Raw genomic sequence first — 26893 nt, forward strand, 5'->3', positions numbered from 1 at the left:
CCACCGACCGGAGAACCCACAGTGGACACGCTGGTGCGACGCCAGCCACACCAACGCGCCCACCCAACAAACACCACCCGCACACCCACCACCAAGATCAGCAAAACCTCAACTCGGTGGATCCAGGTCAGATTCCCTCAAGGAGCCCTTCACGGACGTTCCGCATCGCGTGTGCCGCGGCCCGCGCGCCGATGCGCCTCCGGAGCACCGCCCGGACCGGCCCCCGGCGACACGGCGGGGCCGCCCATTGGACGGAGATCACGGCCCGAACCGGCCGCCACGAGGAAATCCATGTCGGAACTGTCGGGGGTGTAGGTGAGAATGCATCTCGTGCCTCGTCTCGGTTCCGGTATTCCGCTCGTCGCCCGCACGCAGGAGATGCGGCGGCTGCGCGCGGCCTTCGCGCGCGCTGAACGCGGAGAAGCAGGTGCGGTGCTGATCGCGGGCGACGCCGGGGTCGGCAAGACCCGCCTGCTCACCGCGCTCGGCGAGCATGTCGCGGGCTGCGGCGGGCTCGTGCTCACCGGCCGGTGCATCGACGTGCGCGACGGCGGTCTGCCCTACCTGCCGTTCGCCGAGGCGCTGGCTCCGCTCGGGTCGTCGGCCGATCCCGCGGTTTCGGCCGCGGTGCGGGCGCGGTCCGCGCTCGGGATGCTGCTGCCGCAAGGCGATCCGCGGCCCGCGGCCACCGGCGACCACGGGCAGGTTTCGGAAGGGGAGCGCGAGGGCGGGCGCCGGGTGCGGCCCGAGCAGGACCTCGGCCAGCTCCAGCTGTTCGACGCGGTGCTCGGGGTGCTGACCGAGGTCGGCCAGGAGCAGCCGGTGGTCGTCCTGCTCGAAGACCTGCACTGGGCGGACTCCTCCACCCGCAACCTGCTGTCCTTCCTGCTCAGCCGCCTGCGCGCGCAGCGGCTGCTGGTCGTCGGCAGCTATCGCGAGGAGGACGTCCACCGCAGGCATCCGCTGCGCGGTCTGCTGTCCGAGCTGGTCCGGCTGAACACCGTGGAACAGCTCTCGCTCGCCCCGTTCGGACCGGCTGACGCGCGGGCGTTCGTCGCGGCGCTGGCCGAGGAACCGCTGTCACCGGACGTCGTCGCGGACATCGCCAAACGATCCGAGGGCAATCCGTTCTTCGTCGAGGAACTCCTCGCCACCGGCGCCGACTGCCAAGATCTCCCCGCCGGGCTCGCCGAAGTCCTCCTCGCCCGGCTCGAACGCTTCCCGGCCGAGACGCGCCGGGTGCTGCGGGTCATCTCGGTGGCCAACGAATCGGTGTCGCATGCCGCGCTCGCGCAAGTCGCGGGCATCGGCGACCTGGAGCTGGACGAGGCCCTGCGAGAAGCCGTGCAACACCACGTCCTGGTCATCGAGCGCGGTTTCTACACCTTCCGGCACGCCTTGCTGCAGGAGGCGGTCTACGCGGATCTGCTTCCCGGCGAGCGCACGCGGATGCACGCGGGGTATGCCGCGCGGATCAAGTCGATGCCGCAGGGGCGCGGCCACGACGCGAAGCTCGCCTTCCACAGCTTGGAAAGCCGGGACTTCGACACTGCCTTGTCCGCGTTGCTGCGTGCCGCCGACGAAGCGGAAAAGCTCGGCGCGCCGGGCGCTGCGCTGCGGCATATCGAGCAAGCACAGTCCATTTGGGACGCCGTGGCTCCGGAGAATCGTCCGGAAGGCGTGGACGAGCTGAAGCTGCTCAGCGAGGCGTCGTACTTCGCTGGCACGTCAGGCGAGCCGGAGCGCGCGGTCGCGTACGCGCGGTCAGCGACCGAAGCACTCAAGCCGGACGCGTCGCCCGAGCACGCGGCGAAGGTCTGGCGTCGGCTGGCCGAAACGCTGCTCACGCTGGAGGGCACGTTCGACGAGGCGGTTCGGGCGATCGAGCGGGCCTGGGAGCTGGTCGCGGATCGGGAGCCGAGCGGGGCGCGGGCCTGGGTGCTGGCGTCGCGGGCCGGGTTCCAGCGGCTGCTCGACCAGCCTGCCGAGGCGTTGGCCAGCGCGCACACCGCGGTTGCCGACGCACGTGCCGTCGGTGCGGTCGGTGCGGAGGCGTCGGCGCTGGTCACGTTGGGCACGCTGGCGGACGGCGCGGGCGATCCGGTCGAGGCTCGCGAACGGTTGTGCGAGGCCGAACGCAAGGCGCACAACGCCGGTGCGCTGAACGTCGAGATCCGGGCGATGTACTTCCTCGCCCTCAGCTACGACGACCAGGCGGAGATGGATCTGGCGCTCGCCCACGCCGCCCGTGGGGTCGAGCGGGCGGAGGCGGTCGGGCTGACCTGGAGCGCGTACGGGCTGGAGCTGCGTGCTCGGCTCCTCTATTTGCGGTATCTCAGCGGAGATTGGCCGAAGGAAGACGCCGCGGGGCGCGCCCGGCGAGGCGTGTCCAGTGCGGTCGCTGCGCGGATCTTGGCCAACTGGGTCCTGTTCCTGGTGGGGCGCGGGCGATTCGCGGACGCGGCCAAGGCGTTGCCGGGATTGCGGCAGCAGTGGATGGCGGATCCGCAGATCGCCTTGTCGGCGGGCGACGCGGCGATCGAGCTGGCCGCTTGGCGCGGGGAGCATGCCGAGGCGCTGCGGATCACCGACGAATTGGTGTCTTGGCTCGAGAAGGTCGAGACGGCGCTGCTCGGCGGGATCCGGATCGTGGCGCTGGCGATTCCGTCGGCGGCGGCGTTGGCCGCGGAGGCCCGCGCCAAGGGGGATCCGGCTGCGGCCGATCGGTTTGTGGCTGTCGGGCGGCGGCTGGTGGAGCACGGGCGGCGTTGTGCTGCCGAGGGGCATCCCCGGTCCGGGACTATCGGGCCGGAGGGACGGGCTTGGCTGGCCCGGATGGAGGCCGCGGCGTCCGGGCTGGAGGGCCCGGCCGATCCGGAGCTGTGGGGTGCGGCGGCCGAGGCCTATTCGTACGGGGCGGTTTACGAACAGGCGGTTTGCCGGTGGCGGCAGGGGGAGGCGTTGCTGGCCGCCGGACAGCCGGGGGCGGCGGAGGCGTTGGAGGCGGCGCATTCGGTGGCGGTGAAGCTGGATGCGGTTCCGTTGCGGGATGCGGTGCGGGAGTTGGCGCATCGGGCTCGGGTCGAGTTGGCTGGGGTTGAGGTCGTTCCCGTGGCTCGGGCGCAGGTGAATCCGTTGACTGACCGGGAGCGGGATGTGCTGGAGCGGGTGGCGCTGGGGCGGACTAATCGGCAGGTGGGGGAGGAGTTGTACATCAGCGAGAAGACGGTGAGCGTGCACCTTTCCCGGGTGATGGCGAAGCTGGGGGCCAGTCGGCGGGCTGAGGCTGTGGCTATTGCTTATGACCGGGGGTTGCTTACTGTGCCGGAGTAGGGGGCGGCTCGTCGCCTGGTGGCGACATTGCGCCCTGGCGTGCGTGGGGCACCCCGAAGTTTGATTGTGCTGACGGGCGGTGGGTGCTTGTCAAGGCGGGAAAGATGCCTTGACAAGCACCCACCGCCCGCAGGGAGGCTTCGTATCGGGGTGCGGGGGAGGGGCTGGGTGCCTCGATGGTTGGGTGCATCGGCTGCGGTTTCGTGGGTGGGGGTGGCTAGCGCCCCAATGCCACATTGGGTGCGTCGGATGCACCCAATGTGGCGTTCGTTGCGTGGGATGCACCCAATGCCGCATTGGGGCACATCGCTGGCGGGGGCTGCGGCGAGGGCGGTCCGTGAAGGGCTCCTTGAGGGAATCCAAGTCCGTGAAGGGGCCCCTCACGACCGGAGGCGGGTCGTGAGGGGAACCCTGAGGGAATCAGAGTCAATGAGGGTGGCCCTCACGAACCCTTAGCGGCCGGGGAGGTGGCGCAGGAGTTTCATGCTTACGGTCATGAAGCGCGCCCACACTGAGCCCGGCACTCCCTTAGGCGGGCGTAGGGCCAGGCCTCGTTGTACTGCGATGGACTGCGCTTCCGTGTACTTCAGCAATCCCTCTGCGCCGTTTCGTCGGCCTGCGCCGGATTCCTTCATGCCGCCCATGGGGACGCCGACCGTTCCGAAGGTTGCTGCGTAACCCTCGTTGACGTTGACCGTGCCTGCTTTCAGGCGGGCGCCTACTTCCCAGCCTGCGCGGCCCCTTTTGGTCCAGACGCTTGCGTTCAAACCGAAGGGGGTGTCGTTTGCTCGCTCGATCGCGTCGTTGACGTCGCTGAATCCGTAGATCGACACCACTGGGCCGAAGGTTTCCGACGCGAACGGGGTCATTCCGGGGCGTACGTCCGTCAGGACCGTCGGTTCGTAGAACAGCGGGCCCAGGTCTGGGCGGGGGCGTCCGCCGGTCAGTACGCGGGCGCCTTTTGCTCGGGCGTCTTCCACATGGGCCGTCACGGTTTCCAGTTGGCTCTTCGACGTCAGCGAACCCATTCCGGCGTGGTAGTCCAGTGAACCGCCCAGGCGCAGTGCTGCTGTGCGGGCCACGAATTCGCGGGTGAACTCCTCGCGGATGCTGTCGTGCACGTAGATCCGCTCCACCGACACGCACAGCTGGCCTGCCGACGAGAAGCACGCCGTGACGGCGCCGGCGGCGGTTTTGGCGATGTCTGCGTCCGGCAAGACGATCATGGGGTTCTTGCCGCCCAGTTCCAGCGAATAGCTGGTGAGCCGTTGCGCGATGCGGCCTGCCAGGTCCTTGCCAGTCGGGGTCGAGCCGGTGAAGCACAGGTAGTCGCATTCTTCCAGCAGGGCGTTGCCGATTTGCGAGCCTCGGCCCAGCACGATCTGCCACAGGCCGGCGGGCAGACCTGCCTCTTCCGCCAGTTCTTGCAGCCACAGGGCGGACAGCGCGGTTTGGTTGTCCGGTTTCTGCACGACTGCGTTCCCGGCGGCGAGTGCGGGGAAGACGTCCATCGCGGTCAGGGCCAGTGGGTAGTTCCAGGGCGAGATGATCCCGACGACGCCCTTGGGATGCCGCAGTTCGCCCGCTCGCGTCAGGCCCGGGATGACGCCGGGGGCGCGGCGCGGGGAGAGGATTTTCGCGCTGTGCTTGCCGTAGTAAGCCGCGACCAGCACGGTAGCGCTGACCTCGTCGAACGCGTCGATCCGGGCCTTGCCTGCTTCGACCTGGACCAGGTCGAGGACCTCCGCTTGCCGGGCGAGGACCAGGTCGTGCAGTCGCACGAGGAACTGCTGACGGCGGGTCACCGGCAACGCTGCCCACTCGCGTTGCGCGTCGCGGGCGGAGGCGAAGGCGGCGCGTACTTCGGCGTCGTCGGCCTGGGGGAGGGAGGTGATCGGCTGGCCGGTGAAAGGCGCGGTCATCTGCACCGGCGCGTTGTCGGCGCCGCCGGTTGCGCGGGCTACGAGTGCGGCCGCGCGGGACGCGGACGGGGCGCCTGCTACGCCGCCGACGGTTGCGGGCAGGGGCTGGCCGGTGAGGTTCGCCGGGGTCGTACTCGTCATCGAGCGCACCTTCTTCCGTGCGGGGCCGGGTGTTACCGACGAGTACACCATACCGGCGGTATGGACACTAGTCGCCCGAGTACAGCAGCACGGCGATCCGCTTCCACTCCTCCAGCAGCTGGCGGCGACGGCGCGGGTCGCCGCCCAGTTCGGCGTCCAGTGCGAGGCCGCGGGTGAGGTTCACGGTGAGCCAGAACAGCATCTCCGCACGTTCTTTCGGCAGGTCGCCCGCGACGTCGCTGATGTGCTCCAGCGTCGCCCGGCCCAGTGCGCGGTCGACCGGCCGGATCGCGGCGCGCAGCTCCGGGTCGGTGCGGGCGGCGACCCACAGCTCGGTGACCGCGGTGGACAGCGTGCCGGAATAGCCCTCCCACAGCAGGTCGATCGCCGCCGCGACGCCGGACGCGCCGCCCGGCAGCGAGCCGAGCGAGGCGGCGAGCTGGGTGCGCAGCTTCGTGGTGAGGTGCTCGACCGCGGCCGCCATCAGCTCCGCCTTCGTGGCGAAGTAGTGCTGCACCGCGCCCTTCGAGACGCCGGCTCGCGTGCAGATCTCCTGCACCGACGCCCGCGAATACCCGATCTCGACCAGGCAATCGATCGTCGCGTCCAGCAGTGCGGTGCGCGTCTGCTCGCGGCGTTCGGCCTGGGTGCGGTGTCCCCGGGCGACCTCGGTCATCGCGGCTCCTGCTTTACGTACCGGACGGATGGGATGTACATTCCGGCTAGAACTTACCTGCCAAGCGTCATGTTTTCCAGTCCGCGGGAGGCCAAGCCGTGCCGTTGCAGATCCAGAAGAGCTCGTGGAGCACCACCGAACTCGAAGACCTACGGGAGCTCGCCCGGTCGTTCCTGCAGAAGGAATTCGTGCCGAACCAGGAGCGCTGGGCGGCGGAGAAGAAGCTCGACCGGGACATCTGGACCAAGGCGGGCGAACTCGGCCTGCTGTGCCTGTCGATCCCGGAGGAGTACGGCGGGGGCGGCGGCACGTTCGCGCACGAGGCCGTGCTGTACGAGGAGCAGGCCCGGGCCGGGGACAGCGCGTGGGGCGTCACCGTCCACAGTGGAATCGTCGCGCACTACATCCTGGCATACGCGTCGGAGGAGAAAAAGCGCGAGTGGCTGCCGAAGATGGCCACCGGCGAGATGGTCGGCGCGGTCGCGATGACCGAGCCCGGCACTGGTTCAGACCTTCAGAACATCAAGACCCGTGCGGTCCGCGACGGCGACCACTACGTGATCAACGGCGCGAAAACGTTCATCACCAACGGTTTCCACTCCGACCTCGTGGTGGTCGCATGCAAGACCGACCCGGACGCCGGCGCGCAGGGCGTCTCGCTGATCGTGGTCGAGACCGACACCCCGGGCTTCCGCCGCGGCCGCGTCCTCGACAAGGTCGGGCTCAAGGGGCAGGACACCGCCGAGCTGTTCTTCGACGACGTCCGCGTGCCCGCCGCGAACCTGCTCGGCGACGCCGAGGGGCAGGGCTTCATCCAGCTGATGCTGCAGCTGCCGCAGGAACGGCTGATCATCGCGGTGACCGCGGTGGCCGGGCTGGAAGCCGCGGTGAACCTGACCATCGACTACACCAAGGAACGCACCGCGTTCGGCCGCCCGATCTTCAACTTCCAGAACACGAAGTTCAAGCTCGCCGAGGCGGCGACGGAAGCCGCGGTGTCGCGCGCGTTCCTCGACCAGTGCATCGAACGGCACCTGCGCGGCGAACTCGACGTGCAGGGCGCGGCGATGGCGAAGCTGTGGACGACCGAGCGGGTGAACAAGGTCGTGGACGACTGCCTGCAGCTGTTCGGCGGCTACGGCTACATGACCGAGTACCCGATCGCGCGCGCCTGGGCCGACGTGCGGATCTCGCGGATCTTCGGCGGTACCAGCGAGATCATGAAGGAAATCATCTCCCGCACGCTCTGAAATCCGTTGCAGCGAAAGGACTTCTCCGTGAAACAGGGTCCGCTCGCCGGGCTGCGGGTGGTGGAGCTGGCCGGGCTGGCGCCGGCTCCGTTCGCCTGCATGATCCTGGCCGACCTCGGCGCCGACGTGATCCGCGTCGACCGCGCTACCCCGGGCGCCGACGTGCTCGGCATCCCGAACGATCCGCTCGCCCGCGGCAGGCGGTCGGTCGGGGTGAACACGAAAACGCCCGAGGGCGTCGAACTCGTGCTGAAGCTGGCCGAGCGCGCCGACGTGCTGATCGAAGGCTTCCGGCCGGGCGTCGCGGAACGGATGGGCATCGGCCCGGAGCAGGTGCACGCCCGCAATCCGCGGCTCGTCTACGGCCGGATGACCGGCTGGGGCCAGGACGGTCCGCTCGCGTCGGCGGCCGGGCACGACATCAACTACATCAGCGTCGCCGGTGCGCTCGACCCGATCGGCCGTGCGGGCGAACGCCCGGTGCCGCCGCTCAACCTGGTCGGCGATTTCGGCGGAGGCGGCCTCATGCTCGCGATGGGCGTGCTGGCCGCGTTGCACGAGCGCACGACGTCCGGACGCGGCCAAGTCGTGGACGCGTCGATGGTGGAAGGCGCGGCGCTGTTGACCACGAGCCTGCACGGGATGCGCGCGGCGGGCGTGTGGCCGGGCGAGCGCGGCGAGAACCTCCTCGACGGCGGCGCCCCGTTCTACGACACCTACGAGACCGCGGACGGCAAGTACGTCGCCGTCGGCGCGATCGAGATGCGGTTCTGGGGCGACCTGGTCAAGGTGCTCGGGCTGGAGAACGAAGACCTGCCGATGCACGTCGACCAGAGCCAGTGGCCGCGGCTGCGCAAGATCCTGGCCGAGGCGGTCGGCCGGTTCACGCGCGACGAACTGGTCGCGCGGGCGGAAGGCACCGACGCGTGCCTCACCGCGGTGCTGTCGCCGTGGGAAGCGGCCGAGCATCCGCAGAACGCGGCGCGCGGGACGTTCGTGGACATCGGCGGCACGGTGCAGCCCGCTCCGGCGCCGCGGTTCGACCGGACGCCCGCGGCCACGCCGGATGCGCCGCACGAGAAGGGCTCGGACACCGCGGAGGTGCTGGCGGAGCTGGGTTACGACGACGCGGGTGTCGCGGCGCTGAAGGAGGCCGGAGCGATCGCCTGAACGCTCACGACGGCAGATCGGACCGGATCACCGAGTAGAGGATGTGATCGCGCCACTGCCCGTCGCGGAAATCGAACCCGCGCAGGATCCCCTCGCGGGTGAACCCGGCCTTCTCCAGCGAACGCTGGCCGGCCCGGTTGCCGACCTCGGTGCTGGCCTCGACGCGGTTGAACTGCGTGTGCGCGAACAGGTAGCGCACGAGCTGCCGCTGCGCCTGCGCGCCGAGGCCGTGCCCGCGCGCCTCCGGCAGCAGGACCATGCCGATGTTCCAGCAGTAGGTGTGCGGGCCGGTCCGCGTGCGATGCCACGAAACGAGCCCGAGCGGACGTTCGTCGAGCGTGGGGACGAGCATGCCGTTGTCGGTGGTCAGCATGCCGTTCTCGCGCCAGAGCCGCCGGACGTAGCCGGGGTCGTGCCAGCCGAACCACTGGTGCTCGCCGACCGTCTCCGGGTCGTTGGTCAGGGCCTCCAGCAGACCGAGGTCGGACTCGCGCACGGGGCGGAGAGTCACTGGGCCGTCGTCCATCGCCGGAGCGTACCGGGGGCGCTCTCCGGACCCGGGTCACCCGATGGTGACCGGGGTCACCCGGCCGTGAGCTTTCTGGCTGGATCGGGGCCTGCGACGGGCCATTCCGGCGTGCCGTCACTACAGTGGGAGCCGACTCTGCCGAGGCGGGGCCGACGTCCGACCGGGCGCCGGGGGAGCGGAGGGGAACGAAACCATGTCGAGCGGCCTGAAGAAGATCGTCGTCGTCGGAGTGGTCGCGCTCGTGCTGTTCTTCCTGATCACGCAGCCCACCAACTCCGCGGCCTTCGTGCACCGCGTGCTCGGCTGGCTCAAGGACGGCGCCGAAGCGATCGTCACGTTCTTCAAGAGCCTCTTCGCCTGACCCCGGTTTTCCGCTCGCCGGACCGCCCTCGCGCGCCCGTCCGGCCACTTAGTCACGCTTTGTCACCGGATCCCGGGATTCGGGCACTTCGCTCGACCATCCGGGTGGATTGGCCCGTAAAACCGCCTGGTCACCGAATTTCCGGGGTCCGGGGTATGGCGGAGAAAGCGGGTGCCGCCCTACGGTGCTCACATTGCGTGATCAGCCGGTTCTCCGGTCCCCCGGGAGCCGGGTCACGGCGGGTTTTCGGCCCGGTCACGCGTGGGGAGCCAATCGTGGACGCGCAACGGGGCAGGCGGTCGAAATGCCTGCCCGTCGGGGACCGATGAGGAGGCAGGGATGACCGGAGATCCCGGAGTGGACGCGTTGATCCGGCAGTGGTCGGCCGAGCGCGAGAAGACCCCTGAGGAGCAGGAGGTCGACCGCATCGCCTCGGCCTGGCTGGCCGACGCGCCGGCCGCTCCGCCCGGCATCCCCGGCCAGCGCGCCCGGTCCGGACCCGCCCGCTGGGCCCCGGTCGAGGCCGCCGACCCCGGCTACCTCGACGCGATGCGCGCCCGGCTGCCGGAGGTCCCGGAAGAACTGCTCGTCGCCGCCGCGGGCTGGTGGCAGATGGTCGGCGACGTCGCCGAAGCGCAGCAGTGGTGGGACGCCGGGATCAGCCCGCTGGACCAGCGAGCCCTCGACTACCGGGCGGCCGGTCTCGCACCGTCCGACCTCGCGCGGCGGCTCGGCCCGATGACGGTGCTGCAGCACCTCCGCCGGGGCAGCGCGCCCGCGTGGTGCGTCGCGCGGCTGGCGCGGCAGCAGAAGCCTGCCTGACCGTTCGTTCCGCGTGGTTCTCGCGGGGCGAAGTGCCTGAACGTCCGTTCCGTGCGGCTTGCGCGGGCGGATGTGGCTGATCGTTCGTTCCGCGGTTCGTGCGGGAGGAAGCGGGCGGTCGTTCGTTCCGTGCGGTTCGTGCGGGTGGATGTGGCTGATGGTTCGTTCCGTGCGGCTCGTGCGGGAGGGCGTGGCTGGTCGTTCGTCCGTGCGGCTCGCGCAGCAGGAAGCGCCTCATAGTTCGTTCCATCCGGCTCGCGCCGGAAGAAGTGCCTGATTGTTCGTCCTGCGGTTCGTGCGGGAAGAAGCCTGTTTGACAGCTGTGTTGCCTGGTCGGCTAATCGGCCAGGCAACACGGCGAAGCGCCCGTCGCGGTGCGGTGGAAAGCACTTCTTACCGGGAGCGCCGGAAGCCGCATGCGGCGGACGTTTTTGTTTGGCGGTGCCGCACCGCGGCGAAGCCCGCCTGGCGCGTCCGGTCGGCGAACCGCGAAGGAAGCCGCTCCGGCCGAACCCCGCCTCGACGTGGGGCTTCGCGTCGGCCAACCCCGCCTCGACAGCGGGCTTGGGGATGTTTGTGCGGCGTGAACCGTCCACCTGACGGAACCGGGTTACCCGGCCGGGTGAACCGGCGTGGCGGGGGCCATGGCGATGCGTGCGTAACGCTAACCTGCGCGGGCTCGTTGTGTGTTGCGAACCCCAAGCCATGCTGGAGGACCGGAGTTTCGTGCCCGCCACCGGACAGACCCCCGACACCGAGCGGACCGGGGACGAGACCGCGGCTCCCGCTGCCGCCCCGTCGCCCGCCCGTCGCGGTCATGGTGCCGCGCTCGCGGTGCGGCTTGCCGTCGTCGTCGCGGTGCTCGCCGTCGCGGGCGGCGGGGTCTGGATCGTCACCAGGGCGACCGCCCCGGAAGCCAGCCCGACCACGACGGACATCCCGGCGCTGAGCGTCAAGGCGGTCGACGTCAAACCCGGTTCGATCGCGCCGGTCAACGCCGTCGTCGCGGGCGGGGCGGCGGACCAGGGCACCGCGCCGCAGTCGGCGCGCCCGACCGGCGGCGACCCGCTGCAGGCCTGGGCGGACAAGGTCGCGCCTGCCACCGGCATCCCGGCGCGGGCAGTGCGCGCGTACGGCAACGCGGAGCTCGCGATGCGCGAGGTCGACCGCGGCTGCCACATCTCCTGGGCGACGCTCGCGGGCATCGGCCGCATCGAGTCCAACCACGGCCAGTACGGCGGAGCGGTCCTCGGCGCGGACGGCCGCCCGTCGAAGCCGATCATCGGCGTCCCGCTCGACGGTTCCTCCGGGGTCCGCGCGATCGGCGACACCGACGGCGGCCAGCTCGACGGCGACCCGGTCGCGGACCGCGCGGTCGGCCCGATGCAGTTCATCCCGGGCACCTGGCGCAAGTGGGCGTCGGACGCCACCGGCGACGGCCGCGCCGACCCGCAGCAGATCGACGACGCCGCCCTCACCGCCGCCCGCTACCTGTGCGCGGGCGGCCGCGACATGGCCAGCCCGGCGGGCTGGTGGTCGGGGATCCTGTCGTACAACAACTCGACAGAGTACGCGCAGAAGGTCTTCGGCCTGGCGGACGGCTACGCGAAGGCGGCGCAGAAGGTCCAAGCGGGCTGACGCTCCGGACCGCCCGCTGCTTCCCGGCCACCGATCCCGCCGCCGCCCGGCATGCGCCCCAATGTGGCATTGGGGCGTTTGGCCGAGCCGGGTCGCGGTGCGGAGGCGTTCCGGCGCGCGACCAGGGTCGGCGGGCCGCTCGACGCCGGTGCCGGTGCCGGCCACCCGGCGAATCCGGCCGCGAACGCCGGATGGGGCCCCGGTCACGACCTCGCCGCCTCTCAGCAACGTCGTCCCCGGCCAGTGCTAGCGTCGATACCGTGCCCGCAGATCCCGGCCCGGCCGCGTCCCCGCTCGGGCGCCGGCTCATGATCGTCGCCACGAGCCTCGTGAGCCTGGCGTTGTGCTGCGGGCTGGCCTGGTGGCAGTGGGACCGGTTCACGTCCGCCACCGGCACCTTCCAGAACCTCGGCTACGTGCTGCAATGGCCGCTTTTCGGGCTCTTCCCCGCGTTCATGTTCTGGCGCATCAAGAAGCTGCGCGAACGCGAAGAGGAAGCCGCCGGCCAGCCCGAACCGCCTGCTCCGGCCCCGGTTCGCGTGCCCGCGCCGCGACCGGCCGCGGCTCCCGTCGAAGAAGACGACGAACTCGCCGCCTACAACCGCTACCTGCGCGAGCTCAACGCCCGCGACCAGCAGTCCTGAACGCCCGCGGAAATGAGGACGCTCCCATGACGACCAGCACCGACGGTGCCGCCCCCGCTCGCCAGTCGAAGGTGTCCGGCTCGCTGACCCGGTTCCGGGCCAGCGCGTACGTGACCGGTGTCGGCCTGCTCGCGCTCTGCGCCACCATGATCATCGAGTACGGCTTCGGCAACGCCACGCCCGCGCAGGTGTACTCGCCGATCCACGGCGTGCTCTACATGATCTACCTGGTGCTCACCATCGACCTCGCGATCAAGGCCCGCTGGTCGATCAAGAGCACCGTCCTGGTGCTGCTGGCCGGGTGCGTCCCGTTCGTGTCGTTCGTCGTCGAGCGCCGGGTGACCCACCGGGTGCAGGCCGGGCGCGACGTCTTCTGAGCACCGAAAAAACCGCGGCGCCCGGAAATCCGGACGCCGCGGTTTTCTTGTGCCAGGGGATCAGGAGCCGAAGCCGACACCGGTCAGGGACCGGACCTCCATCTCCGCGTGCTTGGCCGGATCGCTCTTCGACCGGCCGACGAACGTGCCGATCGCGCCGCACAGGAACGACACCGGGATCGACACCAGGCCCGGGTTCTTCAGCGGGAACCAGTGGAAGTCGACGCTCGGGAAGATCGAGTCCGAGGCTCCCGACACCACCGGCGAGAACAGCACCAGCACGACGCAGGCGATGAGCCCGCCGTAGATGCTCCACAGCGTCCCGGTGGTGTTGAACCGTTTCCAGAACAGCGAGTACAGCAGGGTCGACAGGTTCGCCGACGCCGCCACCGCGAGCGCGAGCGCCACGAGGAACGCGATGTTCTGGCCGTTGGCGAGGATGCCGCCGAGGATGGCGAGCACGCCGATCACGACCGCGGTCAGCCGGGCGACCCGGACCTCGTCCTCCGGCTCCGCCTTGCCGCGCTTCATGACGTTCGCGTAGACGTCGTGCGCGAACGAGGCGGACGCGGTCAGCGTCAGCCCGGCCACCACGGCGAGGATCGTCGCGAACGCGACCGCCGAGATGACGCCGAGCAGCACCGTCCCGCCCACGTGCAGGGCCAGCAGCGGCGCGGCCGAGTTCTCGCCGCCGGGCGCGGCCTTGATCTCGTCCGGGCCGACGATCGCCGCCGCGCCGAAGCCGATCACCAGCGTGCACAGGTAGAACACGAACATGCACGCGGTCGCCCACACCACCGAGCGGCGCGCCTCGCGGGCGTTCGGCACGGTGTAGAAGCGCATCAGCACGTGCGGCAGCGAGGCGACGCCGAGCACCAGCGCCAGCGACAGCGACACGAAGTCGAGCTTCGTGGTGCCGTCCTTGCCGTAGGAGCCGCCGGGGGAGAGCAGGTCCTTGCCCATCGGGCTGCGGTCGGCGGCCGCGCGCAGCAGGCTCGAGAAGTTGAAGCCGTACTTGCCCATCAGGAACACCGTGATCAGCGAGGCCGCGGTGAGCAGGATGGTGGCCTTGATGATCTGCACCCAGGTGGTGCCCTTCATGCCGCCGAGCAGCACGTAGGAGATCATCACCAGCCCGACCACGGTGATCACCACCGCCTGGCCCCACTTGGAGTGGACGTCCAGCAGCAGCGCGACCAGGCCGCCCGCGCCCGCCATCTGCGCGAGCATGTAGAAGAAGGAGATCACCAGCGTCGACGTGGCCGACGCGGCGCGCACCGGGCGCTGCTTCATCCGGAAGCTGAGCACGTCGCCCATGGTGAAGCGGCCGGTGTTGCGCAGCAGTTCCGCGAGCAGCAGCAGGTCGACGAGCCACGCGACGAGGAAGCCGATGGAGTAGAGGAAGCCGTCGTAGCCGTTCATCGCGATCGCGCCCGCGATGCCGAGGAACGACGCCGCGGACAGGAAGTCGCCCGACAGCGCGACGCCGTTCTGCCTTCCGGTGAAAGCGCTGTCGGCGGTGTAGTAGCCCGACGTCGACGAGCGGCGGTTCCCCGCGCGGTACACCACGTAGAGGGTGATCGCGACGAACAGCGCGAACACCCCGGTGTTGATCAGCGGGTTGCTCTCCGAAGCTCCTTCGGCGAGCGAAACGGTGGTCACTGGGGCGTTCCTTCCGTGACAGGGGCGGCCTGCGCTCGGATCTCGGCGGCGCGCGGGTCCATCTCGCGGTCGGCGAAGCGGACGTACAGCGCGGTGATGACCGCGGTGGTGAGGAACTGGCCGAGGCCGAGCAGCATGCCGACGTTGACCAGGCCGAAGACCGGCGTGCTCATGAACTCGCCCGCGTAGGCGGCGAGCACGACGTAGACCAGGTACCAGACGAAGAACCCGATGCTCATCGGGAACACGAACCGGCGGAAGCGGCTGCGCAGCGCGCGGAACTGGGGGCTGCGCTGGATCTGCTCGTAGTCCGGGCCGCGCTTGCGGCGCCTGCCGCGCGGTGCGGCGTCGCCTCCTTCGCGGTCGAACAGCGCGGGCATCTGACCGGTGTCCTCGGCCGCGGAGGCCGGTCCGGTGGTGCGCGCGACGTTGTGCATGGCTGCCTCCGGCAACTTGCGCGGTGGAAGGCGGCGGGCATCGTTCGAGAAAGCGCCCGGATCGCCCTTGCGGACTGGGAGGCGGCCATAGTAACGACGGCGCCGGAACGCGGAAAAAGCCGGTTCGCGAGGGCACCGGAAATTCCTTTTCGCCCGGGAAATAGCGCGGAACGGCGCGTCCGGGCAGATCACAGGCTGATCACTCGGAATAGTGAGCACCGATGTCACGGGGAGTCGCCGGCGCCGGTCCGGGTTGCGGCAGACGGCGGAGTGACGGGCCGGTCAAGATCCATTACGGTGACCGGTCGTAGCCGCCGGGCGGGGCGGCCGCTCCGTTTCGGCGGGCAGGTGGCCGGCTGGGCGGGGATTCCCAGGCAGGGAAGGGAGGCTGGCAAAAATCACCGGGTCGGGCGGCGCGTCGCTGCATCTCCACAACATCGGGTTCAACTTCCGGGTGCACCCACCCGATGGGGGCACGGAGCGTAGTCCCATCGAGGGTGTCGCTTACCCTGTGTGGGCTAATCGGGTGACGGCCGGACGCCGAGGCCGAGAGCGCCGGGTAACCGGAATTCCCGCGCCGGGCGGCCGGGTGCGAATCCGCGGCTCCGAGTTTCCGAGTTTTGACTATTTTCCCAGGTCAGCCCCCCGATGCGGAACGCAATAACGCAGGCGGCGATTGGTGTACGATTCTTTGGCCCCAGCCGCCCGCAGCGATCGATAGGCGCAGACAAGTTGATCTCGACCACCGTCGTGCAGTCCGCAAGTTGCGTCGTGCACGTGCATAGTCCCGGGAAGCCGATCGTCTCCCGGACCGGTGAAGGATCGACCCGGTCGTGCCCGCCCCCGGTCGGACGCGCGGGCAGGCGGACCGCGGGACTCCGCGCCGGGAGCGCGCTGCGCACCGGGAGCACGGAGGACCGAGGGGACCGCCGACGGGCCGCCACGACGCCGGACAGGGAGTCACTTTCGTGACCGTTGCAGGAGAAGGCCAAGTGCCTGTGGAAAAGCTGCTCGGCCGCCCGCCCAAGCGGCCGCGCTGGTCGTCGGGCTGGCGGGCGGCGTTGCGCTGGCGGGACTGGAGCCTGCCGGTCAAGCTGTCGGCGGTCACGATCGTCCCCATCGTGCTCGCGCTCGTCCTCGGCATCACCGCCATCGCGGGCCAGGTCTCGCGCTCGAGCGACTACCAGCGGATCGACCGGCTCGTCGCGCTGAGCACCCAGCTGCGCGCGCTCACCGACGGGCTGCAGCGCGAACGCACCCAGACCGCCGCCCAGCTGATCGCGGGCACCTCGGGCGTCACCCCGGAACTGAAGGCCGCCCGCGCGGCCACCGACGCCGCGGTCGCGCCGTTCACCGAGGCGGCCGCCCGGGTCGGGGCCGACGGTTCGAGCGTGTCCGGCGCGGTGAACTCGGCGAACGCGCAGGTCAACGAGATCGCGGTGATCCGCCAGCAGGTCGGGGCCGGCCTGCTGAACGCGGCCGAGGCGGTCGGCGACTACAACGCCGTCACCAGCGCGCTGATCGGGGCCGACACCGCGGTGTCGGCGGGCGCGAGCGCCGACGCGCTCGGCAGCACCCCGAGCGCGCTGCACGACCTCGAAGCGGCCAAGGAACAGGTGTCGGTCACCCAGTCCCTGGTGGGCTACGGCATTTCCGCGGGCACGCTGACCCCGCAGCAGCTGAGCGACGTGCGCGACGCGGAACTGCGGTTCGACGACCGCGTCGCCGACTTCAACGCCGCCGCCACCGCGCCGCAGCGTCTCGACTTCGAGAGCACGATCAAGCCGGACACCTCTTACGACCGCAAGCGGATGCTCGGCACCGTGCTCGGCGGTCAGGGCGTCTCGACCGACGACGCGCTCAAGCGGATTTCGGCGCAGGAGTGGAACAACGCCTCGAACGCGGTGACCTCGCAGCTGTCCGAGGTCTCCGGCCGGATGAGCACCGACCTGACCGCCGCGTCGTCCCAGCTGGTCGAGGACGCGGGCAGCAGCGCCGGGCTGCTCGCCGTGCTGCTGTTCGCGGCGCTCGCCGCGGCCGCCGCGGTCGTGTTCGTCATCGCTCGCCAGCTGCTGCGCTCGCTGAAGGTCCTGCGACGGTCCGCATTGGACGTCGCGGAGAAGGATCTGCCCGAGGCGGTCCGCAACATCCAGGAGGGCCGCGCGCAGAGCGTCGAGGTCGAACCGGTGCCGGTCCAGGTGCAGGACGAGGTCGGCGAGGTCGCGCGGGCGTTCGAGAAGGTGCACAGCCAGGCGCTGAAGCTGGCGACCGAACAGGCCGCCATGCGCGCCGGCTACTCCAGCGTGTTCGTCAACCTCTCGCGGCGCAGCCAGAGCCTCGTGCAGCGGCAGCTGCAGCTGATCGAGCGGCTGGAGCGCGACGAGGAGGACGCCGACCAGCTCGCCACGCTGTTCCAGCTCGACCACCTCGCCACCCGGATGCGGCGCAACAACGAGAACCTGATGGTCCTCTCCGGCGCCGAGCCGGGCCGCCGTTCCGGCCAGCCGGTCGCCACGCACGACGTGCTGCGCGCCGCGGTGTCGGAAATCGAGCAGTACCAACGGGTTTCGGTGCAGCACCCGCCCGCGGTGAAGATCGTCGGGTTCGCCGCGAGCGACGTCCAGCGGCTCATCGCGGAGCTGCTGGACAACGCGACCGCGTTCTCCGCGCCGGAAACGCAGGTGACGGTCGCGACGCGGCTCGCCGAGGACGGTTCGCTCAACGTCGACATCCTCGACAAGGGCATCGGCATGAACGAGTACGAGGTGGTGGAGGCCAACGGCCGGCTCACCGACTCGGGTTCGGTCGACCTCGCGACCTCGCGCCGGATGGGCCTGTTCGTGGTCGGCCGCCTCGCCGGCCGCCACCGCATCGGCGTTTCGCTGCACGGCGGCAAGGACATCGTCGGCGTCCGGGCCACTGTGGTGGTACCGCCGGAGCTGGTGATGACCGGACTGGCCACGGTGCCCGGCGACCGGGGCGAGCCCGGTCAGCTGCCCGGGCCCAAGGCAAGCCTCGCCGCCCCGCCCGCCGCTCCCGGCGGACTGCCCCGGCGCCAGCGTCCGGCTTCCAACGGTTCGGCCGTGCCGGGTCTCGTTCCGCAGCAGGGCAGCAACTCCGAGGAAACGCAGCGCTGGCCCTCGGCGGGCGACCTCGCCGGGTTCTCCGGGGACAAGGTCGCGCGTCCGCCGTCCGACCTCGAGGTGTCCGGGACCGCGCTGTTCAGCCCGATCCCGCGCGACGACGACACGCCCGCCCCGCCGCCGCCCGCGCCGAAGCTGCCGCAGACCGTCGACGTCCCGCCGCCGCGTCCGGAGCCCGAACCGGAACCGGCCGCGGAAACCCGCGACGAGCGCGACGGCGAACTGCCCTCGGGCAAGGACCTGTTCTCCGCGGCCAACGCGACGACGCTGAGCGACTGGTGGAATCAGGCCGCGCAGCAGGTGCCGGAGGTCCCGCCGCCGTCCGCGGCGGAGACGACGATCGAGAACACGCCGATCTTCGACGAGATGCTGTCGGCCTGGTTCCGTTCGCCCGCGCAGCCGCCGCCCGCGGCCGCCTCCCCGGCGGCTTCGCCCGCGTCCGGCACAGCCGCCGAGGAGCCGGAAGCGGATTCCGACCAGCAGCAGCGCAATTGGGATTTCGCGAGCGACGAAAACTGGCGGACGGTGCAGGCACTGTCCCAAGTGGAGCCGACCGCGTTCACCAAGTCGGGCCTGCCCCGGCGCCGTCGCGGCGAACAGCTCATGCCGGGCAGCGCCACGCCGGAACCGGCGGCTCCCGCGGCCGAAACGCAGGGCAGCGACCTCCCGGTCCGCGACCCCGCGGACGTGCGGGGACGGCTGAACAGCTTCCAGCGCGGCGTCACGCGCGGCCGTCAGGAAGTCCGCGGGACCGCGCCGGAAACCACTGGCGCAGCAGCGGATTCCCCGGCCGCGGACGCCTCCAGCGCTACGACGGCGCCCTCGCCCGAGCGGGCCCGCGCCCACGACGCGGCGGTCCGGCGGCGGCAGACGGTCGCGGGTGCGTTCGGCGTTCCCGCCGAGCAGAACCGGCCCGGCGGGATGCCGCAGCGCACCCCGGGTTCGACCGCCCCGTTCGGCGCGACGGACGCGCCCGCCGGCTTCGGCACCCGGCCCGCGGACGCGGACTCGCCGGACGAGACGGCTCCCGTCCCGGCCGTGCCCCCGGCGTTCGACCCGGACGGCGGATGGCCGCGCCAGGAGCCCGCCGCGCGCACGGAACTGCCCGCGCCGCAACCGGATCGGACCGTCCGGCCGGACAAGCCGGACAGCCTGCCGACCCGCCGCAAGGGCGCGAGCAGCCTCCCGCCCCCTCCGCCGACCGCCGACCCGAACCAGGTCCCGGCCGCCGTGGCCGGGCTCGAGGCCGCGGTCTCCGGCACCGGGCAGACGCCCGCGTCGCAGGCGGCGCAGGCTTCGGCCAACGGCCAGACCGCGACGCCGGAGAAGACGGACAGCCCGGCTTCGGCGAACGGACAGGCTTCCGCGCCTGCCGAGTCCCCGAGCACGGAGCAGACCTCCTTGTGGGGCAAGCCCGCCGATAACCCGGGCCAGGCTTCGCCGCTGACGACGTGGCGCGCCGCGCAGCCACCGGCCGCCGCGCCGGGGCAGCAGGCGGAGAAGGCGGAACAGTCCGGCACGACGGCGGACCCGGCTTCGGCTCCGGCGGCTTCGGCTTCGGCGCAGGGACTGGCCGGGGGACTGGGCCAGACCCGGGTGCCCGGGCAGAACGTGCCGGGCGAGTCCGCGACGCCGGGCCAGACCGCGACGCCGGGGCAGCAGACCGGGTTGTGGGGTCAGCCGCTGGTGCCGGGACAGGCTCCGTCGCGGCAGTCCTCCGCCGGGCAGGACGCCCCGCCGACCCCCGCCGAGCCCGCCGGTTCGGACGGGTCGGCCAGCCCCTCCACGACTCCTGCCGAAGGCGCCGCTGAGTGGAACTTCGGTTCCGACGAAGGGTGGCGGACGGTCCAGTCGGTGTCCCAGTCGACACCCGCTTCCTTCACTTCGGCAGGATTGCCTCGGCGCCGCCGAGGAGAACAGCTTCTTCCCGGCAGCGCACCGCCGCCCGCCGGGTCGGCGAGCCCCCGTCCGTCCCGCGATGCGCACGACGTGCGCGGTCGCCTGAGCAGTTTCCAGCAGGGGATCCAGCGCGGCAGGCACCGCACCGCGCAGGCCGCTGAGAAGAACCACGAAACATTGGAGGGTGAATGACCTCGCCGAATGCGGCCCAGCCGCAGCAGAACCAGTTCGGCTGGCTGGTGAACGACTTCGCCGACCGCGTCCCGGGCGTCGCGCACGCGGTCGTCGTGTCGGCCGACGGTCTCCTGCTGACGGCCTCCAACCGGCTGCCGCTCGACCGCGCCGACCAGCTCGCCGCCGTGGCGTCCGGGCTCGTCAGCCTCACCCAGGGGGCCGCCCGCTGTTTCGAGGCGGGCTCGGTGCGCGAGACCGTGGTCGAGATGGAGCTCGGCATCATGGTGCTGATGTCCATCAGCGACGGCTCCTGCCTGGCGATCCTCGCCGCGCCCAACTGCGACATCGGGCAGGTCGCCTACGAGATGACGATGCTCGTCGACCGCGTCGGCCAGATCCTGACCCCGGAGCTGCGCGCGCAGCTGCAGGGCGCCGGGGGCTCGCTGATCGGCGAACCGGTGGGATGATGGCGCGATGAGCCAGGGGTCCGGATTGTTCGGCGAAGAGCCCGGTACCGGCGGCGAGCCCCCGCGCGGGGACGAGCCCGCCGCCGGGGACGACGGCACGTTCGCCGACGTCCTCAACGGGTTCAGCCTTGATTCGGGCCGCTCGCGCAGAAAACGGAAGAAGAGCGGCAAAGAAAAGAAGGAATCCCAGTCCCCAGTGCCGCCCGCCGCGGGAGCGCACGCGGCAGCGGACCCGCCTGCGGCACCTGCGCCGCAGGCCGACCAAGGAGATGGTGTGACCTCTCTCGTCTCTCCACCGGGCAGTACGGACTCCGACGGCCCCAGACCAGGCGGGCTCTTCGACCCGGGACCGCCGAGCGGCGAGTTCTCGATGCCGTCGGCGATCGTCCGGCCCGAGCGCCACGATCGGGTGGACCCGGCCGAGGAGACGTCGATCGTGCGCCCGTACGCTCTCACCGGCGGGCGCACCCGGGCGAACTACGCGCTCGAACTGGAGACGTTGATCTCCACCAAGGACCATGTCGCCGCGGGGGGCTTCCCCCAGGCGGCGGCGGAGCAGATCGAGAGCATCTCGATCATGGAAGCGTGCCGGACCCCGCGTTCGGTGGCGGAGATCGCCGCGGTGCTGTCGGTGCCGCTGGGGGTGGCGCGGGTGCTGATCAGCGACGCGGCCGACGCCGGTCTCGTCACCGTGCACCGGACGATCTCGGGCCAGGACGGCGCCGAAGCACACTTGATGTTGATGGAAAGGGTTTTGAGTGGACTCCGTCGGCTTTAAGGCACCGCGGGAAACCGCGCCCCCGACCATGACATCGGCGAAGATCGTGGTGGCGGGCGGCTTCGGAGCGGGCAAGACGACCTTCGTGGGCTCGGTGTCGGAAATCGTCCCGCTCACCACCGAGGCGATGATGACCGACGCCAGCCGCGGCATCGACAACCTCGACCAGACGCCGTACAAGACGACCACCACGGTCGCCATGGACTTCGGCCGCGTCTCGCTCGACGCGGACCTGATCCTCTACCTGTTCGGCACGCCCGGCCAGCAGCGGTTCTGGTTCATGTGGGACGACCTGGTGCGCGGCGCGATCGGAGCGGTCGTGCTCGCCGACACCCGGCGGCTCGCGGACTCGTTCGCGCCGATCGACTTCTTCGAGGACCGCGGCCTGCCGTACATCGTCGGCGTGAACACGTTCGACGGCGTGCTGGAACACGACATCAATGATGTGCGCGAGGCGCTGTCGATCGATGCGAGCATCCCGATCGTCCGGTGCGACGCCCGGGAGCGGGAATCGACCAAGCAGACGCTGATCACGCTGGTCGAGTACGCGATGCGGCAGTGGATCGCGTTGCGCGCGGCGAAAGCGCACCAGTAAGCGAAAACCGGGTCACGCTTGGGTGGCCCGGTTTTTCTCTGCCTTGGCGCTTGACGTCGAGCGCCTGCAGTTCCGCGCGGCCGTCGCGCGGGAGAGTTCTCAGTACTCGTCGTGGCGGCGCCACCAGCTGCTGGGGGCGTCCGTGCCGCGGGACTCTTCCTCCCATGCCTCCTGCCGTCCGAACGGGGTGACGTCGAGGTACCGCAGCGTGCTGATGAACTGGTCGCCGCCGCGGCCGTCGGTGAAGTAGGTGCGGTAGACGTCGTCGCCGTCGCGGAGGAACACGCTCACGCCGAAGCCGCCGTCGATGCCGCAGTCCGCCGGGAAATCCGTGCCCGCGGCGGAAACCCACGGGATCGTCCAGCCCATCCTGGCCCAGTACCGCTCGATCTCCGGCGGCGTCGCGGGCGCGGCGACCTTGAGCGTGACGTCCCGGGCGTGCAGGTGCGCGAGGTTGCTCATGTTGTCCACGAGCAGGGAGCAGCCGGGGCAGCCCGCTTCGTCGCCGGGGTACAGCATGAAGTGATAGACGATCAGCTGACGGCGGCCGTCGAACAGGTCGAGCAGGCTTTGGATGCCTTCCGGACCAGTGAATTCGTACTGCTTCGCGAAGCGGACCATGGGCATCCGGCGACGTTCGGCGGCCAACCGGTCGCCTGCGCGCGTGTGTTCTTTTTCCTTGCGCAGCAACGATTCGCGGGCGCTGGCCCATTCTTCGGGCGAGACGACGCGGGGGAGTGCGGCGGTCATTTCAGGTCCTCCAGTATGCGGTCGAGATCTTCGAACCCGGACTGCCAGCCGTCGATGTGGCCGTCGCGCTCGGCGATGTCCGGGAACGGAGCTTGGTGGAACGTCATCGAAGTTTTTCCTGCCAGTTCAGCGAAATCGATGGTCACGAGCGTTTCGCCGACTTCGTCCTCCGGGTGCTGCCAGCGGAACGTGAACACGAGCCGGGATGGTGCCGAGACCTCGCGGTAGACGCCGGACACCCGGCGGTCGATGCCGTCATCAGCGCTGGTGATCCGGGTGTGCCAGGTCCCGCCGGGGCGCGGGTCCGTGCTGGTCTCGGACGCGACGAAGCCGTGCGGGCCGAACCAGCTCGCGAGGTGCGCCGGGTCGGTCCAGGCCTGGAACACCAGGTCCCGCGGTGCGTCGAAGACCCGCACGATGGTCAGCTCGCTCATTCCGCCCCCTCCTGCAACTGGCGCAGGTGCTCGTCCAAGCGGTCGAATCCGGACTCCCAGAACCGGCGGTACTCCGCGACCCAGCCGGCGACGTCCGCCAGCGGGCCCGCTTCCAGGCGGCACGGGCGCCACTGCTTGGTGCGGCCCCGGCTGATCAATCCGGCCTGCTCCAGCACTTTCAGGTGCTTCGAGACGGCCTGCAGGCTCACCTCGAACGGCTCGGCCAGCTCGTTGACGGTGGCCTCGCCGCGGGTGAGCCGGGCGAGGATCGCGCGCCGGGTCGGGTCCGCCAGCGCGGCGAACGTGGTGCTCAGCTGATCTGTCGGCATCGGTGCTCAATCACTTGGTTAATTAACTAATGAGTTGAATATAGCTCCGATGTCAACCCTTGAGAGCCGGGTCACCTCGGGCTCGGGTTTCCAATAGTAGGAAGTCCTAGTAAATTGGGAGGATGAGCGGCAGCGACCTGTACCGTCCCGCGAACCCGGTCCGGTTCGTCACGGCATCCAGCTTGTTCGACGGCCACGACGCCTCGATCAACATCATGCGCCGGATCCTGCAGTCCCAGGGCGCGGAGGTGGTGCACCTCGGCCACAACCGGTCCGTCGACGAGGTGGCCACGGCCGCGATCGCCGAGGACGTCCAGGGCGTCGCCATCTCCGCCTACCAGGGCGGGCACGTCGAGTACTTCAGCTACCTCGTGGAGCTGCTGAACGAGCGCGGCGCGGGGCACATCAAGGTGTTCGGCGGCGGCGGTGGCGTCATCGTGCGCGAGGAGATCGACCTGCTGCATTCGCGCGGCGTGGCGCGGATCTTCTCGCCGGAAGACGGCTACGAGATGGGCCTGCCCGGCATGATCAACATGATGATCAAGGAGTGCGACAGCGACCTGTCCGCGCAGCCGCCCGCCTCGGTCGACAAGCTGCTGTCCGGCGACGTTCAGGCGCTTGCCCGGGTGATCACCCAGCTGCAGCGCGAAAACCTGCCCGCCGAATGGCTGTCGGCAATCAACGAGGCCGCCGGGAAGAAGCACGTGCCGGTTCTCGGTATCACCGGCACCGGCGGTTCCGGCAAGTCCTCGCTGACCGACGAGCTGATCCGCCGTTTCCGGCTCGACCAGGAAGACAAGCTGCGCATCGCGGTGCTCGCGGTCGACCCGTCGCGGCGCAAGGGCGGCGGCGCGCTGCTCGGCGACCGCATCCGGATGAACTGCCTCGACGGTTCGCCGGTGTACTTCCGTTCGCTCGCCACCCGCACCACCAGCGGCGAGATCCCGACCGGGCTGAGCGAGTCGATCCTCGCCTGCAAGGCGGCCGGATTCGACCTGGTGATCGTGGAGACGCCGGGCATCGGCCAGGGCGACGCGGGCATCGTCGACTACGTGGACGAGTCGCTGTACGTGATGACGCCGGAGTTCGGCGCCGCGTCGCAGCTCGAGAAGATCGACATGCTCGACTTCGCCGACGTGGTCGCGATCAACAAGTTCGAGCGCCGCGGCGCCGAGGACGCGCGTCGCGACGTCGCGCGTCAGCTGGTGCGCAACCGCGAGGCGTTCGGCTCCGCGCCCGAAGAGATGCCGGTGTACGGCACGAGCGCGGCGAAGTTCAACGACGACGGCGTGACCGCGTTGTACCAGCACCTGCGCGACATGCTCGCCGACCGCGGGCTGTCGGTGTCGGCCGGTACGCTGCCTGCGGTTTCGGGCAAGGTCTCGACGGACGCCAGCACGATCATCCCGGGCAACCGGGCGCGCTACCTCGCCGACATTTCCGAGACGGTGCGCGGGTACCACGAGCAGACCGAGAAGCAGGTCGCCGCGGTACGCAAGCGCGAGCACCTCGCCGCCGCCAAGGCCGCACTGTCCGAAGTGGACGCGAACACCGACGCGCTGGACGGCCTGCTCGCCGCCGCGGAGTCCGATGTGGCCGGCGAGACCACCAAGCTGCTCGAGCGGTTCCAAGCGCTCGCCGCGGAATACCGGCAGGACGAGCTGGTCGTGAAGATCCGCGACAAGGAACTGCACACCCAGCTGTGGCGGGAAACCCTGTCCGGCAACCGGATCCCGCGCGTCGCGCTGCCGCGCTACACCGAGTCCGGCGAGCTGCTTTCCTTCCTGCGCCGGGAAAACCTGCCCGGCTACTTCCCGTACACCGCGGGCGTGTTCCCGTTCAAGCGCGAGGGCGAGGACCCGGCGCGGATGTTCGCCGGCGAGGGCGACGCGTTCCGCACCAACCGCCGGTTCAAGCTGCTGTCGGCCGATTCCGAGGCCAAGCGGCTCTCGACGGCGTTCGACTCGGTCACCCTCTACGGCCACGACCCGGACACCCGCCCGGACATCTACGGCAAGGTCGGCACCTCCGGCGTCTCCATCGCGACGCTGGACGACATGAAGGCGCTCTACGACGGGTTCGACCTGACCGCGCCGAACACCTCGGTGTCGATGACGATCAACGGCCCCGCGCCGACGATCCTCGCGTTCTTCCTCAACACCGCGATCGACCAGAAGTTCGCCGCGTTCCGCGAGGAGCACGGGCGCGAGCCGGCCGCGGACGAGGCGGCGCAGCTGCGCGAATGGGCGTTGCGGAACGTCCGCGGCACCGTGCAGGCGGACATTCTCAAGGAAGACCAGGGCCAGAACACCTGCATCTTCTCCACCGAGTTCAGCCTGCGGATGATGGCCGACATCCAGGAGTGGTTCATCCAGCACGGGGTGCGCAACTTCTACTCGGTGTCGATCTCCGGCTACCACATCGCCGAGGCCGGGGCGAACCCGATCTCGCAGCTGGCCTTCACGCTCGCCAACGGGTTCACCTACGTCGAGTCGTACCTGGCGCGCGGCATGGACATCGACGATTTCGCGCCGAACCTGTCGTTCTTCTTCTCCAACGGGATGGACGCGGAGTACTCGGTGCTCGGCCGGGTCGCGCGGCGGATCTGGGCCGTGGCGATGCGCGAGCGGTACGGCGCGAACGACCGGTCGCAGAAGCTCAAGTACCACGTGCAGACGTCCGGCCGGTCGCTGCACGCGCAGGAGATGAGCTTCAACGACATCCGCACCACGCTGCAGGCGCTGTGCGCATTGTACGACAACGCGAACTCCTTGCACACCAACGCGTTCGACGAGGCGATCACCACGCCTTCGGAGTCCTCGGTGCGCCGTGCGATGGCCATCCAGATGATCATCAACAAGGAGTGGGGCCTGTCGAAGAACGAGAACCCGCTGCAGGGTTCGTTCGTCATCGACGAGCTGACCGACCTGGTCGAGGAGGCCGTGCTCACCGAGTTCGACCGGATCTCCGAACGCGGCGGCGTGCTCGGCGCGATGGAGACCGGCTACCAGCGCGGCCGGATCCAGGACGAATCGCTGCTGTACGAACGCAAGAAGCACGACGGCTCGCTGCCGATCATCGGCGTCAACACCTTCCGCAACCCGAAGGCGGGGGAGGACGACGTCGAGGTGGAGCTGGCCCGCGCGACCGAGGACGAGAAGCAGTCTCAGCTGCGCAGGCTCGCCGAGTTCCAGCAGGGGCACCGCGAGGAGGCCCAGCAGGCGCTCAAGGCGCTGCGCGACGCGGCCACCCGCGGCGGCAACCTGTTCGACGTGCTGATGGATGCCGCGCGGGTGTGCTCGCTCGGTCAGATCACCGAGGCGTTCTTCGAGGTCGGCGGCCAGTACCGGCGCAACGTCTGA

At 70.3% G+C, this 26893-nt stretch carries 21 protein-coding genes; 13 read left to right on the top strand and 8 right to left on the bottom strand.

What is annotated here, in order from left to right:
- The first annotated feature begins 321 nt into the window (after window positions 1-321).
- Window positions 322-3333, top strand: a complete 3012-nt coding sequence (locus PUT80_RS29100) for a LuxR family transcriptional regulator (RefSeq protein WP_275294110.1) — start codon at window positions 322-324, stop codon at window positions 3331-3333.
- Between the two features lie 452 nt (window positions 3334-3785).
- On the opposite strand, the gene PUT80_RS29105 is transcribed toward PUT80_RS29100, so the two are convergent.
- Both PUT80_RS29105 and PUT80_RS29110 read right to left on the bottom strand, forming a co-directional pair.
- Complete coding sequence (locus PUT80_RS29105) at window positions 3786-5396, bottom strand: succinic semialdehyde dehydrogenase (protein ID WP_275294111.1); 1611 nt, start codon at window positions 5394-5396, stop codon at window positions 3786-3788.
- Between the two features lie 67 nt (window positions 5397-5463).
- Complete coding sequence (locus PUT80_RS29110; protein ID WP_037809889.1) at window positions 5464-6072, bottom strand: TetR/AcrR family transcriptional regulator; 609 nt, start codon at window positions 6070-6072, stop codon at window positions 5464-5466.
- Window positions 6073-6170: 98 nt separating this feature from the next.
- On the opposite strand from PUT80_RS29110, the gene PUT80_RS29115 reads away from it, so the two are divergent.
- Window positions 6171-7322, top strand: a complete 1152-nt coding sequence (locus tag PUT80_RS29115; RefSeq protein WP_043829153.1) for an acyl-CoA dehydrogenase family protein — start codon at window positions 6171-6173, stop codon at window positions 7320-7322.
- 27 nt (window positions 7323-7349) lie between these two features.
- The gene (locus PUT80_RS29120; RefSeq protein WP_275294112.1) at window positions 7350-8492 is read left to right on the top strand and encodes a CaiB/BaiF CoA-transferase family protein; all 1143 of its coding nucleotides are present in this window, start codon (window positions 7350-7352) and stop codon (window positions 8490-8492) included.
- Window positions 8493-8496: 4 nt separating this feature from the next.
- Here the strand turns inward: PUT80_RS29120 and PUT80_RS29125 are convergent, their stop codons facing one another.
- The gene (locus tag PUT80_RS29125; protein ID WP_009075302.1) at window positions 8497-9018 is read right to left on the bottom strand and encodes a GNAT family protein; all 522 of its coding nucleotides are present in this window, start codon (window positions 9016-9018) and stop codon (window positions 8497-8499) included.
- A gap of 196 nt (window positions 9019-9214) precedes the next feature.
- On the opposite strand from PUT80_RS29125, the gene PUT80_RS29130 reads away from it, so the two are divergent.
- From PUT80_RS29130 to PUT80_RS29150, 5 genes are all read left to right on the top strand, one after another.
- Window positions 9215-9382, top strand: coding sequence for a hypothetical protein (locus PUT80_RS29130; RefSeq protein WP_162836029.1), 168 nt, complete (start codon window positions 9215-9217; stop codon window positions 9380-9382).
- 339 nt (window positions 9383-9721) lie between these two features.
- Window positions 9722-10204 (top strand): hypothetical protein, encoded by a 483-nt coding sequence (locus PUT80_RS29135; protein WP_037713183.1) that lies wholly within the window; start codon window positions 9722-9724, stop codon window positions 10202-10204.
- A gap of 705 nt (window positions 10205-10909) precedes the next feature.
- Window positions 10910-11842, top strand: a complete 933-nt coding sequence (locus PUT80_RS29140; RefSeq protein ID WP_238607569.1) for a lytic murein transglycosylase — start codon at window positions 10910-10912, stop codon at window positions 11840-11842.
- Between the two features lie 308 nt (window positions 11843-12150).
- A complete protein-coding gene (locus tag PUT80_RS29145) occupies window positions 12151-12486 on the top strand; it encodes a hypothetical protein (RefSeq protein WP_238608396.1) in 336 nt (111 codons plus the stop codon).
- A gap of 26 nt (window positions 12487-12512) precedes the next feature.
- Entirely contained in the window at window positions 12513-12863 is a 351-nt protein-coding gene (locus PUT80_RS29150; RefSeq protein ID WP_037809898.1) for a DUF3817 domain-containing protein, read from the top strand.
- 60 nt (window positions 12864-12923) lie between these two features.
- Here the strand turns inward: PUT80_RS29150 and PUT80_RS29155 are convergent, their stop codons facing one another.
- Together PUT80_RS29155 and PUT80_RS29160 are read right to left on the bottom strand one after the other, a co-directional pair.
- Entirely contained in the window at window positions 12924-14525 is a 1602-nt protein-coding gene (locus PUT80_RS29155; protein WP_134668226.1) for a cation acetate symporter, read from the bottom strand.
- Complete coding sequence (locus PUT80_RS29160) at window positions 14522-14962, bottom strand: DUF485 domain-containing protein (protein WP_037809904.1); 441 nt, start codon at window positions 14960-14962, stop codon at window positions 14522-14524. The genes PUT80_RS29155 and PUT80_RS29160 overlap by 4 nt, the downstream gene beginning before the upstream one ends.
- A 992-nt stretch (window positions 14963-15954) precedes the next feature.
- Between PUT80_RS29160 and PUT80_RS29165 the strand changes: the two genes are divergently transcribed.
- From PUT80_RS29165 to PUT80_RS29180, 4 genes are read left to right on the top strand one after another with little or no spacing between them, the layout of a single operon-like run.
- Window positions 15955-20196, top strand: coding sequence for a nitrate- and nitrite sensing domain-containing protein (locus PUT80_RS29165; protein ID WP_275294150.1), 4242 nt, complete (start codon window positions 15955-15957; stop codon window positions 20194-20196).
- Window positions 20193-20645: a roadblock/LC7 domain-containing protein gene (locus PUT80_RS29170; RefSeq protein ID WP_037809909.1), complete on the top strand. Its 453-nt coding sequence runs from the start codon at window positions 20193-20195 to the stop codon at window positions 20643-20645. The genes PUT80_RS29165 and PUT80_RS29170 overlap by 4 nt, the downstream gene beginning before the upstream one ends.
- Before the next feature lie 7 nt (window positions 20646-20652).
- Window positions 20653-21423: a DUF742 domain-containing protein gene (locus tag PUT80_RS29175; protein ID WP_199817431.1), complete on the top strand. Its 771-nt coding sequence runs from the start codon at window positions 20653-20655 to the stop codon at window positions 21421-21423.
- Window positions 21404-22018 carry an ATP/GTP-binding protein gene (locus tag PUT80_RS29180; RefSeq protein ID WP_081654960.1) on the top strand — a complete coding sequence of 205 codons (615 nt, stop codon included), beginning with the start codon at window positions 21404-21406 and terminating at the stop codon, window positions 22016-22018. The genes PUT80_RS29175 and PUT80_RS29180 overlap by 20 nt, the downstream gene beginning before the upstream one ends.
- A gap of 99 nt (window positions 22019-22117) precedes the next feature.
- On the opposite strand, the gene PUT80_RS29185 is transcribed toward PUT80_RS29180, so the two are convergent.
- Genes PUT80_RS29185 through PUT80_RS29195 form a run of 3 tightly spaced genes read right to left on the bottom strand, consistent with a single transcriptional unit; the run spans window position 22118 to window position 23531 of the window.
- Window positions 22118-22768 carry a DUF899 domain-containing protein gene (locus tag PUT80_RS29185; protein WP_275294114.1) on the bottom strand — a complete coding sequence of 217 codons (651 nt, stop codon included), beginning with the start codon at window positions 22766-22768 and terminating at the stop codon, window positions 22118-22120.
- Entirely contained in the window at window positions 22765-23202 is a 438-nt protein-coding gene (locus PUT80_RS29190; protein WP_275294115.1) for an SRPBCC domain-containing protein, read from the bottom strand. Before PUT80_RS29190 ends, PUT80_RS29185 begins: the two co-directional genes overlap by 4 nt.
- Window positions 23199-23531: a metalloregulator ArsR/SmtB family transcription factor gene (locus tag PUT80_RS29195; RefSeq protein ID WP_043829165.1), complete on the bottom strand. Its 333-nt coding sequence runs from the start codon at window positions 23529-23531 to the stop codon at window positions 23199-23201. The genes PUT80_RS29190 and PUT80_RS29195 overlap by 4 nt, the downstream gene beginning before the upstream one ends.
- A gap of 122 nt (window positions 23532-23653) precedes the next feature.
- On the opposite strand from PUT80_RS29195, the gene icmF reads away from it, so the two are divergent.
- Entirely contained in the window at window positions 23654-26893 is a 3240-nt protein-coding gene (icmF, locus tag PUT80_RS29200) for a fused isobutyryl-CoA mutase/GTPase IcmF (RefSeq protein WP_275294116.1), read from the top strand.

It is taken from the genome of Amycolatopsis sp. La24 (genome assembly GCF_029087445.1).
Classification (GTDB): Bacteria; Actinomycetota; Actinomycetes; order Mycobacteriales; family Pseudonocardiaceae; genus Amycolatopsis; species Amycolatopsis nivea.

Coding starts and splice junctions, on each gene's coding strand:
- PUT80_RS29100 (WP_275294110.1), top strand. CDS start 322: ATGCATCTCGTGCCTCGTCTCGGTTCCGGTATTCCGCTCGTCGCCCGC.
- PUT80_RS29105 (WP_275294111.1), bottom strand. CDS start 5,396: ATGACGAGTACGACCCCGGCGAACCTCACCGGCCAGCCCCTGCCCGCA.
- PUT80_RS29110 (WP_037809889.1), bottom strand. CDS start 6,072: ATGACCGAGGTCGCCCGGGGACACCGCACCCAGGCCGAACGCCGCGAG.
- PUT80_RS29125 (WP_009075302.1), bottom strand. CDS start 9,018: ATGGACGACGGCCCAGTGACTCTCCGCCCCGTGCGCGAGTCCGACCTC.
- PUT80_RS29130 (WP_162836029.1), top strand. CDS start 9,215: ATGTCGAGCGGCCTGAAGAAGATCGTCGTCGTCGGAGTGGTCGCGCTC.
- PUT80_RS29135 (WP_037713183.1), top strand. CDS start 9,722: ATGACCGGAGATCCCGGAGTGGACGCGTTGATCCGGCAGTGGTCGGCC.
- PUT80_RS29140 (WP_238607569.1), top strand. CDS start 10,910: ATGCTGGAGGACCGGAGTTTCGTGCCCGCCACCGGACAGACCCCCGAC.
- PUT80_RS29145 (WP_238608396.1), top strand. CDS start 12,151: ATGATCGTCGCCACGAGCCTCGTGAGCCTGGCGTTGTGCTGCGGGCTG.
- PUT80_RS29150 (WP_037809898.1), top strand. CDS start 12,513: ATGACGACCAGCACCGACGGTGCCGCCCCCGCTCGCCAGTCGAAGGTG.
- PUT80_RS29160 (WP_037809904.1), bottom strand. CDS start 14,962: ATGCACAACGTCGCGCGCACCACCGGACCGGCCTCCGCGGCCGAGGAC.
- PUT80_RS29170 (WP_037809909.1), top strand. CDS start 20,193: ATGACCTCGCCGAATGCGGCCCAGCCGCAGCAGAACCAGTTCGGCTGG.
- PUT80_RS29175 (WP_199817431.1), top strand. CDS start 20,653: ATGAGCCAGGGGTCCGGATTGTTCGGCGAAGAGCCCGGTACCGGCGGC.
- PUT80_RS29185 (WP_275294114.1), bottom strand. CDS start 22,768: ATGACCGCCGCACTCCCCCGCGTCGTCTCGCCCGAAGAATGGGCCAGC.
- PUT80_RS29190 (WP_275294115.1), bottom strand. CDS start 23,202: ATGAGCGAGCTGACCATCGTGCGGGTCTTCGACGCACCGCGGGACCTG.
- PUT80_RS29195 (WP_043829165.1), bottom strand. CDS start 23,531: ATGCCGACAGATCAGCTGAGCACCACGTTCGCCGCGCTGGCGGACCCG.
- icmF (WP_275294116.1), top strand. CDS start 23,654: ATGAGCGGCAGCGACCTGTACCGTCCCGCGAACCCGGTCCGGTTCGTC.